Source organism: Halomonas bluephagenesis (genome assembly GCF_054790765.1).
In genome coordinates, this window is sequence record NZ_CP133631.1 from 299,718 (window position 1) to 315,344 (window position 15,627).

15 protein-coding genes are annotated in these 15,627 nt (G+C 52.6%); 3 read left to right on the forward strand and 12 right to left on the reverse strand.

The annotated features are described in order from the left end of the window. Together REH51_RS01400 and REH51_RS01405 are read right to left on the reverse strand one after the other, a co-directional pair. A complete protein-coding gene (locus REH51_RS01400; protein ID WP_009722068.1) occupies positions 1 to 1,371 on the reverse strand; it encodes a MotA/TolQ/ExbB proton channel family protein in 1,371 nt (456 codons plus the stop codon). After that, entirely contained in the window at positions 1,368 to 2,150 is a 783-nt protein-coding gene (locus tag REH51_RS01405) for a DUF3450 domain-containing protein (RefSeq protein WP_009722067.1), read from the reverse strand. The genes REH51_RS01400 and REH51_RS01405 overlap by 4 nt, the downstream gene beginning before the upstream one ends. A 272-nt stretch (positions 2,151 to 2,422) precedes the next feature. Between REH51_RS01405 and REH51_RS01410 the strand changes: the two genes are divergently transcribed. Next, complete coding sequence (locus REH51_RS01410; protein WP_009722066.1) at positions 2,423 to 2,734, forward strand: BrnT family toxin; 312 nt, start codon at positions 2,423 to 2,425, stop codon at positions 2,732 to 2,734. Next, entirely contained in the window at positions 2,709 to 2,981 is a 273-nt protein-coding gene (locus tag REH51_RS01415; RefSeq protein ID WP_009722065.1) for a BrnA antitoxin family protein, read from the forward strand. The genes REH51_RS01410 and REH51_RS01415 overlap by 26 nt, the downstream gene beginning before the upstream one ends. A gap of 169 nt (positions 2,982 to 3,150) precedes the next feature. Here the strand turns inward: REH51_RS01415 and nrdF are convergent, their stop codons facing one another. The 7 genes from nrdF to REH51_RS01450 all read right to left on the reverse strand — a co-directional run bounded on the left by nrdF (position 3,151) and on the right by REH51_RS01450 (position 9,830). Beyond that, positions 3,151 to 4,122 carry a class 1b ribonucleoside-diphosphate reductase subunit beta gene (nrdF, locus tag REH51_RS01420; protein WP_498936675.1) on the reverse strand — a complete coding sequence of 324 codons (972 nt, stop codon included), beginning with the start codon at positions 4,120 to 4,122 and terminating at the stop codon, positions 3,151 to 3,153. Between the two features lie 43 nt (positions 4,123 to 4,165). Next, the gene (gene nrdE, locus REH51_RS01425; protein ID WP_498936677.1) at positions 4,166 to 6,379 is read right to left on the reverse strand and encodes a class 1b ribonucleoside-diphosphate reductase subunit alpha; all 2,214 of its coding nucleotides are present in this window, start codon (positions 6,377 to 6,379) and stop codon (positions 4,166 to 4,168) included. After that, the gene (gene nrdI / locus REH51_RS01430; protein ID WP_009722062.1) at positions 6,346 to 6,795 is read right to left on the reverse strand and encodes a class Ib ribonucleoside-diphosphate reductase assembly flavoprotein NrdI; all 450 of its coding nucleotides are present in this window, start codon (positions 6,793 to 6,795) and stop codon (positions 6,346 to 6,348) included. The genes nrdE and nrdI overlap by 34 nt, the downstream gene beginning before the upstream one ends. Before the next feature lie 9 nt (positions 6,796 to 6,804). Continuing rightward, a complete protein-coding gene (gene nrdH / locus REH51_RS01435) occupies positions 6,805 to 7,026 on the reverse strand; it encodes a glutaredoxin-like protein NrdH (RefSeq protein WP_009722061.1) in 222 nt (73 codons plus the stop codon). 269 nt (positions 7,027 to 7,295) lie between these two features. Next, entirely contained in the window at positions 7,296 to 7,907 is a 612-nt protein-coding gene (locus tag REH51_RS01440; protein ID WP_009722060.1) for a superoxide dismutase, read from the reverse strand. A 232-nt stretch (positions 7,908 to 8,139) separates the two neighbouring features. Then, entirely contained in the window at positions 8,140 to 9,066 is a 927-nt protein-coding gene (locus REH51_RS01445; protein ID WP_009722059.1) for an electron transfer flavoprotein subunit alpha/FixB family protein, read from the reverse strand. Positions 9,067 to 9,080: 14 nt separating this feature from the next. Beyond that, the gene (locus tag REH51_RS01450; RefSeq protein WP_009722058.1) at positions 9,081 to 9,830 is read right to left on the reverse strand and encodes an electron transfer flavoprotein subunit beta/FixA family protein; all 750 of its coding nucleotides are present in this window, start codon (positions 9,828 to 9,830) and stop codon (positions 9,081 to 9,083) included. Between the two features lie 424 nt (positions 9,831 to 10,254). On the opposite strand from REH51_RS01450, the gene REH51_RS01455 reads away from it, so the two are divergent. Beyond that, entirely contained in the window at positions 10,255 to 11,919 is a 1,665-nt protein-coding gene (locus REH51_RS01455) for an electron transfer flavoprotein-ubiquinone oxidoreductase (protein ID WP_498936679.1), read from the forward strand. A 34-nt stretch (positions 11,920 to 11,953) separates the two neighbouring features. On the opposite strand, the gene REH51_RS01460 is transcribed toward REH51_RS01455, so the two are convergent. Genes REH51_RS01460 through REH51_RS01470 form a run of 3 tightly spaced genes read right to left on the reverse strand, consistent with a single transcriptional unit; the run spans position 11,954 to position 15,589 of the window. After that, the gene (locus REH51_RS01460; RefSeq protein ID WP_009722056.1) at positions 11,954 to 14,161 is read right to left on the reverse strand and encodes an ATP-dependent helicase; all 2,208 of its coding nucleotides are present in this window, start codon (positions 14,159 to 14,161) and stop codon (positions 11,954 to 11,956) included. Further along, complete coding sequence (locus REH51_RS01465) at positions 14,158 to 14,724, reverse strand: DUF1285 domain-containing protein (RefSeq protein WP_009722055.1); 567 nt, start codon at positions 14,722 to 14,724, stop codon at positions 14,158 to 14,160. Before REH51_RS01465 ends, REH51_RS01460 begins: the two co-directional genes overlap by 4 nt. A gap of 31 nt (positions 14,725 to 14,755) precedes the next feature. Next, positions 14,756 to 15,589, reverse strand: a complete 834-nt coding sequence (locus tag REH51_RS01470) for a TatD family hydrolase (RefSeq protein WP_009722054.1) — start codon at positions 15,587 to 15,589, stop codon at positions 14,756 to 14,758. Positions 15,590 to 15,627 lie beyond the last annotated feature (38 nt).

Genomic DNA, 15,627 nt, shown 5'->3' on the forward strand with positions numbered 1-15,627 from the left:
TTAGGTCACCGCTTGCGCATTAGCCGTCGACTGCGCTTCGAGGTGGTCAGCCAAGGTAGCGCTTGCTTCGCCTTCAATGGCTTGGGTAATCAAGCGACTCCGGCTTGCCAAGGCCGTCTGGGCAAACAGCAGCGGAACCGCTGTCACAAGCCCCAGCACCGTTGTTACCAGCGCCTGACTGATACCACCGGCCATTAACTGCGGGTCACCGGTGCCAAATACGGTAATCGCTTGGAAGGTGACAATCATACCGGTCACGGTACCCAGCAGGCCTAGCAGCGGTGCAATGGCCGCCAACAGCTTAACGATAGGCTGACCACGTTCGATACGTGGCAACTCAGCTAACACCGCCTCATCTAACCTCGCTTCCAGTGCTTCCGGCGTTTGGTGTTTATCCAACTCCTTGAAGCGCGCCAGCACACGACCCAGTGGGTTATTGGCATTCGGTTGATCCAACGCTTTACGCTGACGATGCACTCGTGCACTGACGACGACTAAATAAAGGTACTGAGCCAGTGCCACCAATAGGCCAAAGCCACCCAGTGCCACTACTACGTAACCAACATAACCGCCCTGCTGGAAACGTTCCCAGAGGCTTGGCCGCTGAGCAAGGGCTTCCAGCACGCTACCCTGGGTAGGATCAATGGCAAACACACGGCTTTCGCCTTGATGATAGGCCGACAGTACAGCGCTAATTTCTGCAGGAGTACGCGGCACTTCGGCCAAGCTATCATCATCCTGGCCTTTTCTGAGCAGCGCTGTTTCGGTAAACGCCGCAAAATCGCCCAAGCGCACGACATTGCGCGGCTCAATCTCGCCACTAGCATCAGCCACCGGCAATTCAAGGCGTTCGGCACGCCCGGTGTTCCGTGTAAGTGTCGCTAAGCTGTCCACAACGGACTCGATCTGTTGACGCTCCAGCACTTCAATCTCATTGAGACGCGGCGGTAGCGCATCAGCATCCAGCGTTAACCAGCTGTCACCGCCAAGTTCGTTGCGTACCTCTTCGCTGTGCCGTGTCAAATCCGCCAGCAACGAGGTGATCGCTTCGCCTTGATCTTCCTGACGCTCGGCCAGCGCTTGAGCCTGCTGTGCTTGTTCCTGCTGCTGCGTGGCTAATGCTGCCTGCTGCTCTTCAGCGTCTTGATGCTCAGCACGTGCTTTTTCTAGCGCAGCCTCTAGCGCTTGCTGATCATTCAGAAATGATTGTAGTCGCGCTTGGTCGCGAGCTTCGGCGGCTTCACGAGCTTCACGTAACGAACCAACACTGTCAGTTTGTGCCAGCGCCACACTGCTGCCCAGAAGGCTTGCCAGTAGTGCTAAACAGATAATGGTTCTGCACGCACCTCGTTGGCGTGTCAACAGACTCATTGCTGGCCCCCTGCGTGGTCGTTAGCAATAATGGAAAGTGGTAAACGCAGCAATTCTGGCGTGCGCTGATCGTCGGCAATACGCAGGCCGTTGCGCACCTGACGGCGAGCACGTTCATCAAGCCCCTGCCATTCACCGCTCGCTTTATCCCACACACCCCCTTCTCGACCATCAGGGGTTAGGTAATAAAAGCCGATTCGGCCAATACGCAAGTATTCCACCTCACGCGGGTTACCTTCTGCCAATTGCAAACGACCACGCCAGCTATCAACCTCGCGGCCGTACGCTAGCTCGGCTCGCCACGCTTCCAACAAATTAGCAATGCGCGCTGCGCTCTCTGATGGCTGCTGTTCATCAGGCTTAACACGCGCCAAACGCTCGGCCTTCAGAAATGGCAGGTCAGACTCGATCCAACTGATCAGCTGTTCCATCATGTCCTGCTCAACCGCAGGCAGCGCGGCGCGGGTGTCGCTCAACGTATCGAGTGCTTGGCCAAGGCGCTGTTGGCGCTCGGCCTCACTGGCCAAGCGACCGCTTAGAGCAGCATTGGACGCTTCCATCTGGCGGGTTTCCTGCTCCAGGCGGCGCAGCTCTTCAAGCGCGGAACGCGTGACGTCATCAGCCTCATCAATTTGCTGCTGAAGTACGGACTGCGCTTGCTGGGCCTCGACACTCTGGGCCGCTTGATCGACTGTCTCATCGCTTGCCATTAGCGTACCGCTGACCAGCACCCCGGCAAGCCAGCCTCCATACAAGGCAAAGAAAGGCCTTTTCAGCACGTTACGTCTCCGTTACTGGTAAAAGCGCATAAAAATGGCGCCCCTACCCTCATTAGGTATGAGAACTATTTGCGTTTGATTGCAGAGGCATAGCCTAACATTAATTCAATAAATGACAATATTTATCATTAGCATTTAATGGTGTGCCGGATGAAGGCGTCATAAGAAAGGCTGTTCATCAATTCACCTACAACATCACCGCAGGCGCCATCACTGCAAATGGCTTTATTGGCACTAATTGACGCCTGCGTATATGCTGATAATATACTTCCATGATCAATTGGGCAGATGTGTCTGGCTTTGACTGGGACGAAGGCAACTCTCGCAAAAACGCGGAGAAGCATAGTGTTAGCCAGTCCGAAGCAGAAGAAACTTACTTTAATGAACCGCTTCTGGTGCTGGAAGACTCCAAACACAGCCAGAAGGAGCCTCGTTTTCACGCCCTTGGCAAAACTGATGATGAAAGACTGCTACATATCACGTTTACACTAAGACATCACCGCACGCTAATCCGAGTGATTTCCGCTCGCGACATGCACCGCAAAGAGAGGGCTCTTTATGAACAAACTAAAAAAGATGCCTGAGTTCAATACTGAGGCAGAAGAGCGAGCATTTTGGGAGACCCACGACTCCGCTGATTACCTGGATTGGAGCCAGGCAACACCGGCCTATTTCCCGAAGTTGAAACCCTCAACCAAGACTATCTCACTTCGCTTGCCCGAAACTCTGCTCGACCGTATCAAAATCGAGGCTAACAAGCGGGATATGCCCTATCAGTCGCTGATCAAAGTATGGCTTGCAGATGACGTAAATGACAGTCGTCGGAGTTGAGGTGTTGACGCGGAGTTTTGCGGTACTGAGTCTACATTCTCTCAACCCGCGCTCATGCCACTTTCCTGTGTCAATTACCTTTTCGAGGCTGGGCGTAGCCGAGTTTGCTGAGGCGGGAAGTGGCGAGCGCCTGCTCGCCACCCTTTCAAGCTAACTTCTTAACTGGGGCTCAAAACGCCCAGTCATCGTCCTCGGTGGCGACGGCTTTGCCGATCACGTAGGAAGAGCCGGAGCCGGAGAAGAAGTCGTGGTTTTCATCCGCACTTGGGGAAAGTGCCGCCATAATGGTTGGATCGACGTCGGTGACACTGCTGGGGAACAACGGCTCCAAGCCCAGATTCATCAGCGCCTTGTTGGCGTTGTAGTGAAGGAATTTCTTCACGTCTTCCGTCAAGCCTACCTCATCATAGAGCGATTCGGTGTAGCGCACTTCGTTGTCGTAAAGCTCTAGCAGCAGCTCATAAGCGTAGTCTTTCACCTCTTGCTGGCGCTCGGGCGTGGCTTCTGCCAGCGCTTGCTGGAACTTGTAGCCAATGTAGTAGCCGTGCACTGCCTCATCACGAATGATTAAACGAATCAGATCCGCCGTGTTGGTCAGTTTGGCGTGGCTCGACCAATACATGGGCAGATAGAACCCTGAATAGAACAGGAAGGATTCCAGGAAGACGCTGGCCACCTTGCGCATCAGCGGGTCGTCAGAGCGATAACGCTCAAGGATCAACTCAGACTTTGCCTGCAGTGTCGGGGTTTCTTCACTCCAGCGAAACGCATCATCCACATCCCGCGTAGTGCATAGCGTCGAGAAAATCGAGCTATAGGAACGCGCATGCACCGATTCCATAAAGGCAATATTGGTGTAAACCGCCTCTTCGTGTGGCGTGCGGGCATCTTCCATTAATACTGGCGCGCCCACGCTGCTCTGAATCGTATCCAGCAGCGTCAGGCCGGTGAACACACGAATCGTCAGCTGCTTTTCCTGCTGTGTCAGGGTATTCCACGATTGAATATCGTTGGAGAGCGGCACTTTTTCCGGCAACCAAAAGTTGCTGGTCAGGCGGTTCCACACTTCCAGGTCTTTATCGTCCTGAAGGCGGTTCCAGTTGATCGCATCGACCCGCGATAAACGTTGCATAGTGGTCATCAGAATTCTCTCACCAACATGATCTAATAAAAGCGATATACGATTACAGCGAGCAGGAAACGCAGCCTTCTACTTCCGTACCTTCAAGCGCGCTCTGGCGTAAACGGATGTAGTAAAGCGTCTTGATGCCCTTACGCCACGCGTAAATTTGCGCTTTGTTGATATCCCGAGTGGTGGCGGTATCAGGGAAGAACAGCGTCAACGACAGCCCCTGATCAACGTGTTTAGACGCTTCCGCATAGGTATCGATAATTTTCTCAGGGCCAATTTCATAGGCATCCTGGAAATAATCGAAGTTCGCCTCATTCAAGAATGGCGCCGGATAGTAAACACGCCCCAGCTTACCCTCTTTACGGATCTCAATTTTCGCTGCCACCGGGTGAATACTGGAAGTGGAGTGATTGATGTATGAGATAGAACCCGTTGGCGGCACCGCTTGCAGGTTACGGTTATACAGCCCGTGCGCCATCACCGAGGTCTTTAGCGCCTGCCACTCTTCCTGGGTAGGTAGTGCAATACCGCTACGCTCAAACAGGTGACGCACTTTATCAGTTTGCGGCAGGCATGCTTGATCGGTGTACTTATCAAAGAACGTGCCCGATGCATAGGTGGAATCTTCAAACCCAGCAAAGGCTTCGCCGTGTTCAATCGCCAACTGGTTAGATGCACGAATCGCATGGAATGCCACGCAATAGAAGTAGAGATTGGTGAAGTCCAAGCCCTCTTCTGAACCATAATAAATGTGTTCGCGCGCCAGGAAACCGTGCAGGTTCATTTGCCCAAGGCCAATGGCTCGAGACTTGGCGTTACCTTCAGCAATGGAGGGCACACTACGCAGGTTGCTCATCTCAGAAACCGCGGTCAAACCACGAATGGCAATCTCAACGCTGGTGCCAATATCGCCTGAGTCCATCACCTTAGCGATATTCATCGAGCCAAGGTTACAGGAGATGTCCTGACCGATCTGACGATAACCAAGATCGTCGTCGTACTCGGTGGGCGTATTCACCTGGAGAATTTCAGAACACAAGTTGCTCATATTGATACGACCGGCAATCGGGTTCGCACGGTTGACCGTATCTTCAAACATGATGTACGGATAGCCCGATTCGAATTGCAGTTCAGCCAGGGTCTGAAAGAACGCACGCGCATTGATCTTGTGCTTACGGATGCGCGCATCAGCAACCATTTCATGGTACTTCTCGGTGACGCTGATATCACCAAACGGCACGCCATAAACCCGCTCAACATCGTAGGGAGAGAACAGGTACATGTCGTCGTTGCGCTTGGCCAGCTCGAAGGTAATATCCGGAATCGTCACGCCCAGCGACAACGTTTTAATGCGGATTTTTTCATCGGCATTTTCGCGCTTGGTATCGAGAAAGCGCAGAATATCTGGGTGGTGAGCATTCAGATAGACCGCACCGGCACCTTGGCGTGCGCCCAGCTGGTTAGCGTACGAGAAGGCATCTTCCAACAGTTTCATAATCGGGATAATGCCCGACGACTGGTTTTCAATACGCTTAATGGGAGCGCCGGATTCACGAATATTCGTCAACAAGAAGGCAACGCCGCCGCCGCGCTTGGAGAGCTGGAGCGCTGAGTTAATCGAGCGACCAATCGACTCCATGTTGTCTTCAATACGCAGCAGGAAGCAGGAAACCAGCTCGCCGCGCTGTTGCTTACCACAGTTAAGGAAAGTCGGCGTGGCCGGCTGAAAACGGCCGCTAATGACTTCATCGACCAGCGACTTGGCCAAGGCTTCATCGCCGCGCGCTAACGTCAACGCCACCATGCAAACACGGTCTTCATAGCGCTCAAGGTAACGCTTACCGTCAAACGTTTTCAGCGTGTAGCTGGTGTAATACTTGAAAGCACCTAAGAAGCTCGGGAAACGAAATTTATAGGCGTATGCCTGCTCGAACAGGGCTTTGATAAAGGCAAAGCTGTACTGAGCAAGCATTTCTGCCTCGTAGTACTGCTCTTCCACCAGGTAATCGAGCTTTTCTTCCAACGAGTGGAAAAACACGGTGTTTTGATTAACGTGCTGCAGGAAATACTGACGGGCGGCTTCGCGATCTTTATCGAGCTGCAATTCACCGTTGGCACCGTATAGATTCAGCATCGCGTTCAGCGCATGGTAATCCAGGGTACGCGCCTCGGATGCCCCCGCAGTAGGCCGTTTTGTTTCTGCCGAGTTTTTTGTAGCAACGTTGTTAGAAGCTACGTTGTTAGAGACTGAGCTTGACGTTTCCAAAACTCTTCTACTCCTTTGCGGACCTTGGCGACATCGTCGTCAGTGCCAAACAGTTCAAAACGATAAAGCAGCGGCACTTGGCACTTTTGGGCAATGATTCGCCCTGCCAACCCATATGCTTCACCAAAATTCGTATTACCAGCGGCAATAACACCCCGTAAGAGATGTCGATTGTGCTCATCGTTTAAAAATCGGATCACCTGCCCCGGCACTGCCCCTTCGGCATAGCCGCCACCATAGGTAGGTGTCACTAATATGTAGGGCTGTTCTATGCGTGGTGTCGGTTCTTCACGGTTTAGTGGCAGCCGCTGAGCGCTTAAGCCAAGCTTTTGTATAAAACGGTGGGTATTGCCTGACTTAGTGGAAAAATAAACTAACGAACCAGCACGCTCAGTCTCCACATCAGCGTTTTGCATAGCGACGTTTTACGCTAGCGCTTGAATGCGGTCAGGACGAAAACCAGACCAATGATCCTCACCTGCAACTACGACCGGTAACTGGCGATAACCCAGCGCTTCCACTTCTTCTTGGGCACCGCTTTCAGCAGTAATATCGATAACGGTATATTCCAGGCCCTGCTTATCCAGCGCTCGGTAGGTAGCGGTACATTGAACACAAGCAGGCTTGCTATAAATTTGGATATCCATGGCTATTTTTCCTTTTCATAGCGGTGTTTTTCGGGTAGAGCACATCTTGTGCTCGCCCTCTCTGGAAGACACAACGCATACTATATATAGACCATGAGAAAATCAATTCAAGCATATGTGGTATTTTTCATCCACAGGTTATTGACAGCTCTTACCCAGGATAGTAGCCAAACGTATCATTCAAAACGAAAAAACCGCCCTCTTGATGAGGGCGGTTTTTAACTAGACGCCAACTAAATTGGCGTCCCTTCTTTCTTTCGCGCGTGGACTTAGGCGATAGCAGCCTGATAACGACGCTCAACATCTTCCCAGTTAATTACGTTGAAGAAGGCTTCTACGTAATCAGGACGCTTGTTTTGGAACTTCAGGTAGTAAGCATGTTCCCAAACATCCAGACCCAATACCGGCGTGTTGCCATGCATTAGCGGGCTGTCTTGGTTCAGCGTGTTTTCAACGACCAGCTTTTTCTCAGGCGTAACGGAGAGCCATGCCCAACCGCTACCGAAACGACCCAGTGCCGCTTTCTTGAAAGCTTCCTTGAATGCGTCAAGGCCACCTAGCTCAGCATCAATGGCTTTTGCCACATCACCCTGGGGCTGGCCGCCGCCATTCGGTGACATCATTTGCCAGAACATAGAGTGGTTGGCATGGCCGCCACCGTGATTAATAACGGCTTGACGCTTCTCTTCAGGTACACGATCAAGATTAGCAACTAGCTCTTCTACCGGTACGTCTTCAAGACCCGTGCCTTCAAGCGCAGCGTTCAGGCTAGTGACGTAAGTGTTATGGTGACGAGAGTGGTGAATCTCCATCGTCATCGCATCAATGTTCGGCTCAAGCGCGTCGTAGGCGTACGGTAATTCTGGAAGTGTATGTGCCATGCTAACTTCTCCTTAAGTGGCTTTTGTTACGTTCACTTAACTAAGTGTGGTCTTACCCCACCTTTTTCAACCATCACGGCCATTTTTATTACCGTGAGCGGCGATTATTTACGACCGGTACGTTATATACCCCAGTACCTTAGTCAACTATTGGCAGTTTATCGAATTCATCGCCAATAAAAAAGCCGACTTCTGGCGAAGTCGGCTTTTTAGCCAGTTAAGATTCAGTGGCTTATAGCTTGCTTTCAAGCTCCGGCAAAATATCGAAGAGATCGCCTACCAACCCGTAGTCGGCAACTTGGAAGATAGGTGCTTCTTCGTCTTTGTTGATCGCAACAATGACTTTAGAGTCTTTCATACCCGCCAAATGCTGAATTGCACCAGAAATACCCACGGCAATATACAGCTCAGGCGCAACAATCTTACCGGTTTGGCCAACCTGCATATCGTTGGGCACAAAACCTGCGTCTACGGCAGCTCGTGATGCACCAATGGCGGCACCCAGCTTGTCAGCAATGCCGTCGAGCAGCTTAAAGTTTTCGCCGTTACCCATACCGCGACCGCCTGACACTACTACTTTGGCACCGCCAAGTTCTGGGCGATCAGATTGCGCCAACTCTTGTTTAATAAAGCTAGACTGACCATTTTCGACCACTACCTCTACCGCTTCTACAGCGGCACTTCCCGCGCTCTCGACCGCATCAAACGCGGTAGTACGCACGGTCATAACTTTCAGTGCGTCGTCGCTTTTTACCGTGGCGATAGCGTTGCCAGCATAGATAGGGCGCAGGAAAGTGTCTGCGCTCTCAACGCCAATCACGTCGGAAAGCTGGCTGACATCTTTTAAGGCAGCCAAGCGCGGCAGTACGTTTTTACCGGTGGTAGACGCGCTAGCCAGTACGTGAGTGTAGTCGCCTGCCAGCTCCACCAGCAGCGCTCCCATTGGCTCAGCCAACTGATGCGCATAAACAGCGTTATCTGCGATGCGAACTTTACTGACGCCATCAAGCTTTGCAGCAGCATCAGCGGCCGCTTGAACGCCTTCACCAGCCACCAATACGTCAATATCACCACCAATCGCCTTGGCAGCAGCAACTACATGGGCTGTTGCGCCCGCCAACTGACCTTCATGGAGGTCGGCAAGTACCAGAATGCTCATGAGATCAGCTCCTATTAAAGCACTTTGGCTTCGTTTTTCAGTTTGTCGATCAGTTCGTCTACCGAGGCGACTTTAACACCACCTTTACGCTCTGCCGGGGATTCCACTTTGAGCAGGCTAACTTTGGAGGCCACTTCAACGCCGTAATCAGCGGGCGTTTTAACATCCAGAGGCTTCTTTTTGGCCTTCATGATGTCTGGCAGCTTAGCGTAACGCGGCTCGTTCAAACGCAAATCGGTGGTGACGATAGCGGGCAGAGAAAGCGCAACGGTTTGCAGACCACCATCGATTTCCCGAGTGACATTAACCTTGTCACCGTCAACGGCAACCTCAGAGGCAAAGGTACCCTGGGGAAGGTTGGTCAACGCGGCAAGCATTTGCCCTGTTTGGTTGTTGTCGGTATCGATGGCCTGCTTACCGAGAATCACCAAACCGGGCTGCTCTTCGTCAACGACTTTAGCAAGCAGCTTGGCCACCGCAAGCGATTCAACGCGCTCGTCGGTTTCAATATGGATAGCACGGTCTGCCCCAAGCGCCAGAGCGGTGCGCAACTGCTCTTGAGCTGCTTTAGGACCAACGGTAACGGCCACGACTTCTGTCGCAACACCCTTCTCTTTGAGGCGTACTGCTTCTTCTACGGCAATTTCGCAGAAGGGGTTCATCGCCATTTTGACGTTAGTAAGATCAACGTCAGAGTTGTCCGCTTTCACGCGGATTTTGACGTTATAGTCGATGACGCGTTTAACCGCGACGAGTACTTTCATAGATTCCTCGCTTGGCTTGTGATGGAAGCCGTTAGCCTGTCCCAGCATCGTACCAACTGATGCCGCTTAAAATAGGGGCGACGTTAATTTTTAAAACGACACCTTAAAAATTCATGCAAGCGTTTGATAGGTCTGTAAATGAAAACCCCTATCAATCTGCCACAACCTAGTGACTAGCGACAACATCGATTAACTACGGCCTTGGTCGTAGCAGCGATGCAAACTCCATGGATAAATGGTGCTTTTGCCATCGTAGGGGTGACCTTACAAGGGTATTATGCCTATCATGGAGCATAACCAGAAGCAAACGACCGTTTAAAATTAAGGCCATCTTTTTATAAGCTAGTTCTCATAACGCTCATTTGACGTTCACACAGGCTAGTTTTTGTAAATAATGGCACTTATGAGAATAAGGAGAAGCTGGGTGGAAAATGTTGAACGCGATGTCATGGACTTCGATGTAGTTATTGTCGGGGCTGGCCCGTCTGGTCTGGCTGCTGCCTGCCGTTTAATGCAACAGGCAAACCAAGCAGAACAAGAGCTGACGGTTTGTGTAGTAGAAAAAGGCTCCGAAGTCGGCGCCCATATTCTTTCCGGTGCTGTCTTTGAGCCCCGCGCACTGGCAGAACTATTTCCTGATTGGGAAGAGCGCGGTGCGCCGCTCAACACACCTGCCGTTCGTGACGATGTTTATCTATTAAAAGATGCCCAAAAAGCGCAAAAAATCCCTAATGCCCTAGTGCCCAAAAGCATGCATAACACTGGCGGCGAACTTACTCGCTATGTGATTAGCGCAGGCAATCTGTGTCGCTGGCTGGCCGAGCAGGCCGAAGCCCTTGGGGTGGAAATATTCCCCGGCTTTGCTGCCCAGGAAGTAATTATCGAAGACGATGCAGTACGCGGCATTCTCATTGGTGACATGGGCGTTGGCGCAGATGGCACACCCAAAGATGGCCATATGCCGGGTATGGAGCTACGTGCTAAGTACACGCTATTTGCCGAAGGTGCCCGCGGCCACTTAGGAAAACGGTTAATCAAAGAGTTTTCGCTAGATGCTGGCCGTGACCCTCAGCATTACGGGATTGGTTTGAAAGAACTATGGGATGTTCCCGCCGACAAACATGAACCAGGGCTTGTGCTTCACGGCTCCGGCTGGCCGCTTGAAAAAGACACTCACGGCGGTTGGTTCCTCTATCACGCGGAAAACCAGCAGGTCGTCGTTGGCCTCATTATGGATCTTGGTTATAAGAACCCCTGGCTGTCACCTTTTGATGAATTCCAGCGCATGAAGCATCACCCGGTGCTTAGCCAGTATTTAGAAGGCGGCAAACGGGTTGCTTATGGTGCGCGCGCCATTACGAAAGGCGGTTTTAATTGCCTACCGAAAATGACTTTCCCGGGTGGTCTATTGATTGGCTGCGATGCGGGCACGCTGAACTTTGCCAAAATCAAAGGCCTGCACACGGCGATGAAATCTGGCATGGTCGCTGCAGAAAGTGTCTTTGAGGCAATTAAGGGTGGTGATGAAGGTGCTCAGGAGCTAGGTAGCTTCACTGAGAAATGGGAAGCCAGCTGGGCCCATGAAGAACTGAGAGAGAGCGCAAGCTTTGGTCCTGCTATCCATAAATATGGTACGGTAGGCGGTGGTGCTTACAACTTCGCCAATCAACTGCTGGGCAATAAGCTACCCAATGTTCACGACACCACCACTGACTACGGCGCGCTGAAGCCTGCTGCTGAGTTCGAGAAAATTAATTATCCGAAGCCCGATGGCAAGCTATCGTTTGATAAGTCGACCTCCGTCTTCTTGTCTAACCCCAACCACGAAGAAGACCAGCCCTGTCATCTGCGCCTAGCAGACCCGGAACTGCCAATTCGCGACAACCTGCCAACCTATGCAGAACCGGCGCAACGTTACTGCCCTGCTGGGGTTTATGAAGTCGTTGAGGATGATCAAGGTAAGCCACGCTTTCAGATTAACTTCCAGAACTGCGTGCACTGCAAAACCTGCGATATTAAAGACCCTGCCCAAAATATTACCTGGGTAGCACCAGAAGGTGGCGGCGGACCTAACTATCCCAATATGTAAGCCGCTCTGCTAGATAGCTATCCTGCGCGGCCAGTTATGCTGGCTGCGCTGGTGGCTCTATTCGTTCTATCGGCGCACGCCGGGCAATGAGACGACGCCGACCGGCCTGAGCAAAGCGCACGTCGATGACCGGGTCAGAAGGGTTGCCTTCCACCGACGCTACCTCCCCTTCTCCAAACACGGCATGCATCAAGCGCTGTCCAGGGTAAAAGTGAGCATCAGCCTGATAACTTGCCGCTGCCTCATTGATCTGCGGCGCTGCCAGCTCAATATCCGTTCGCCCTAATCGCTCAAGATAGCGCCTCACCAAGCTCGGCGATGCGACTTGCACGGCCGTTGCAGGGGGATCTTGACGCGACAGACACGACGCCATCCGCAGACTGTCCTGCCAGGCGCTTTCCGCAATAAAGCGACTAGGCCGATGAACTCCACCATCATGCAGCACCAGCAGTTGCTCTTGAGCCCGCGTAATCGCTACGTAAAACAGTCGTCGCTCTTCCTCTAGCCGCTCATCATTAAGCGGGTTATCGCGGCTGTAGTGAGGAAAATCCTCTTCGTTTACGCCAGCAACGGCGACCAACGGCCATTCAAGGCCTTTGGCTCCGTGAACCGTACTAATCAAAACGCCGCCCGCTTGGTTTTCTACTGGACGCTCAAGCAGCTCGATAAACGCATCTGGATCTTTCACGCTATCGGCCTGCTCAATAAGCACATCCAATAGACGAACGTCCTCCTCGCCCTTGTCGCGTCTTGCAGCTGCTCGCTTTAGGGTTTTTTCCGCGTCAATCGTCTCCACCACATGACTCAGCAGCTTCGCAGGCGGCCAATCACTCAATTTGGGGAGCTCACATAGCAGTGACCAGCGTTTTTTTAATGTGCGGCGCTGCAGTGGCTTTAAAGCGGCCAGAACAGGCTCATGGCGCTCAGGCCAGCGCTGGGTGCTGGCCAGCTGATACGCGAGCTGCTGGAGCCGCTCACGGGCAACGAAAGGCGTTGGCTGAGAGAGCAAAAGCAAGAGTTGCTCTGGGTCGTGCAGTAGTTCTGGCTGGCGAGACAGTTTCAAATAGCCAGCCAATGCCTGCACTAGAGGGAGTCGGAAAACGAAACGATCTTCTCGCTGAAGACGAAACGGGATACCCGCCTGCAGTAGTGCCAACTGAAACGGCACCGAAAGCGCCCAGCTACGTACCAACAAACTGGCATCACTCAGTGCTCGCCCCTGCGCTTGCCAATCGACCAAGGCATCGAGCAGCAGTCGGCTGCCCTGGCCGACAGATATATGAGTCTCAGGATTATTAGCATCTGCCAAACAGAGCTGGTCTGGTCGGCGCTGATTAGCCATAATGGCGTGGTTAGCGGTTAGCGCCAGCGCGTGGCCATGACGAAACGTTATAGAGAGCGGGTAGTCTGTGGCGCTGCCAAACGTGGCGGTAAAGTTCTCCAGCATGGTGTCAGGGCGTGCGCCCCGCCACTCGTAGATGCACTGATTCGCATCACCGACCGCCATCACATTGGCACTGGAGCCCGCTAGCACCGCCAGCAACCGTTGCTGAGCAGTATTAATATCCTGATATTCATCAATGATGACATGATCCAGAAAGCCTTCCACACGGCTACGCAACGTCTGATCTGCTTCTAAAACCTGTAGAGGTCGATACAGCAAATCGGCATAGGTCATGACGCCTTCGGCGTGTAGCAGACGTTCGGCTTCATCAAACGCCATGGGAAAGTAGTCAGTATCCGGCTCATAATTAAGTCGTTTGTAAAGTGCATCAGCCGATAGCATTTCCGCTTTTACCAGCCCACAGAAATGAGCAAGCGCTTCTAACCGATCCCCTTCTATTGCCGCATCACGACGCTCGACCGCAGCGCTAAGTACATTCAGGCTGGCTTGGCGTAAAAGACGCTCTAACTGCCAATCGGCAGATAGTAGACGCCTTGGCGCAATCGCGCCCCAGCGACACAGACTCTGCGTCAACCGATGGCCAAGGGAGTGAAAGGTGCGCACATCGGGCAACGACTGTCCTTTAGGCGCCATGCTGATCAAGCGGCGTTGAAAGTCGTCCCGGGCGGAGCGGTTAAACATTAGCACCAGCATACGCTTCGGCGACACGCCAGACGCCAACAGGTGGAGTACCCTTGCTGCCATCGTAGTAGTTTTACCTGCCCCCGCGACAGCAGCTACGCGGGCATGCCCCTCGCGATGATGGACAACAGCTTGCTGTTCAGCGGTTAATTTCACGTCGCCTCGCCTGGCATCACATCGTTGGCATTAAACTGACCTAAGACATACCAAGACCCAGCGCTATAAAGCCGACACTGACATTCGCCGTCGTCTGCTTCGCTCAGCGTGGCCTGCTCTACCAACCGATAATACACGTTGCGATGCAAGCGAGCCGCTAGCCCAAAGCGAACGGCACACTCAGGCGTAAGATCGCCCTCAGGCGTTTTGGAGAGGCTGAGTGGGTGCTCTGCATCTACACGGACAACGTCGTCAAACTGGGTCGTCAGCCACCAGGCATCATCGTAAAAATCTGCCTCTACCGCCACAAACGGGCAGTCAACCACGGTGACACGCCAACGCTCAACAGGTGTTACCAGACAATAGCCATCGGCATCGCGTCGTAATAGGCTCGCTAACAGCCGTGGTATGGCAAGGCGCTCAAACGGCTTTCCTTCATGCAGCCACGTGCCATCAGCCTGAATAACGATATCGATATCGCCGCTTAGGGCTGGCTGCCACTCATCAACGGGGGGAATCGTCGCCGAGCCGTTAAATTGCTGCATAAGCCGATCAATATTCATCGCTTACCTCCCAGGCTGTGCTTTCAGCCACTTATACCACTAAACCGGACTGCGCCAATGCTTCCTTTACGTTATCAGGTGCATCGGGCACAGCAGCGCGGAATAAGTGATAAAAGTTGGCGGTGGTTTGCATCGCCACTTCATCAACGCTGATACCCCGCTCTTTAGCGATACACTCTGCCACCTCAACCACCCAGGCGGGTTCGTTGGGTTTTCCACGATAAGGTACAGGCGCTAAATAAGGGCTATCGGTTTCAATCAGTAGTCGGTCAAGCGGCAGCTTTCTGGCTAGTTCTCTAAGCGACGCGGCATTGCGGAAGGTGATAATACCCGATAACGAAATATAGAACCCAAGCCGCACAGCCTCACGCGCCATGTCTAAATCTTCAGTAAAGCAGTGTAATACGCCACCAATATCTGGATTAGTGTGCTCGCGCAGCAGCGCTAACGTGTCTTCTTTCGCTTCACGGGTATGAATAATAACCGGCAACTCTAGCTCGTTAGCCGCTATCAAATGGCGCTTAAAACGCTCGTGCTGAACCGCCACAGGCACGCTGTCCTGATAGTGATAATCCAGCCCTGTTTCACCAATGGCGACTGCACCATACTGCTCAGCAGCATCAACAATATCGCTAACGCTTGGCTCTTTTGAGGCCTGATGTAGCGGGTGCAATCCCGCCGAAATAACGACGTCGTGGTGCTCACGGGCGATTGCAGCTAACCCCGGCATCTCCTCAAGCGTCACCGCAATAGCTAAGAACTGGTTCACGTTAGCAGCACGAGCAGCTGCCAGCGTTGCGGCAATATCGCCATCATGGGTGAGTTCAGATAAACGGTCTAAATGGCAGTGGGAATCGACAAACATGCAGCTCTCTTAAATTCTTGTAAACAGGTAAAGGGGTA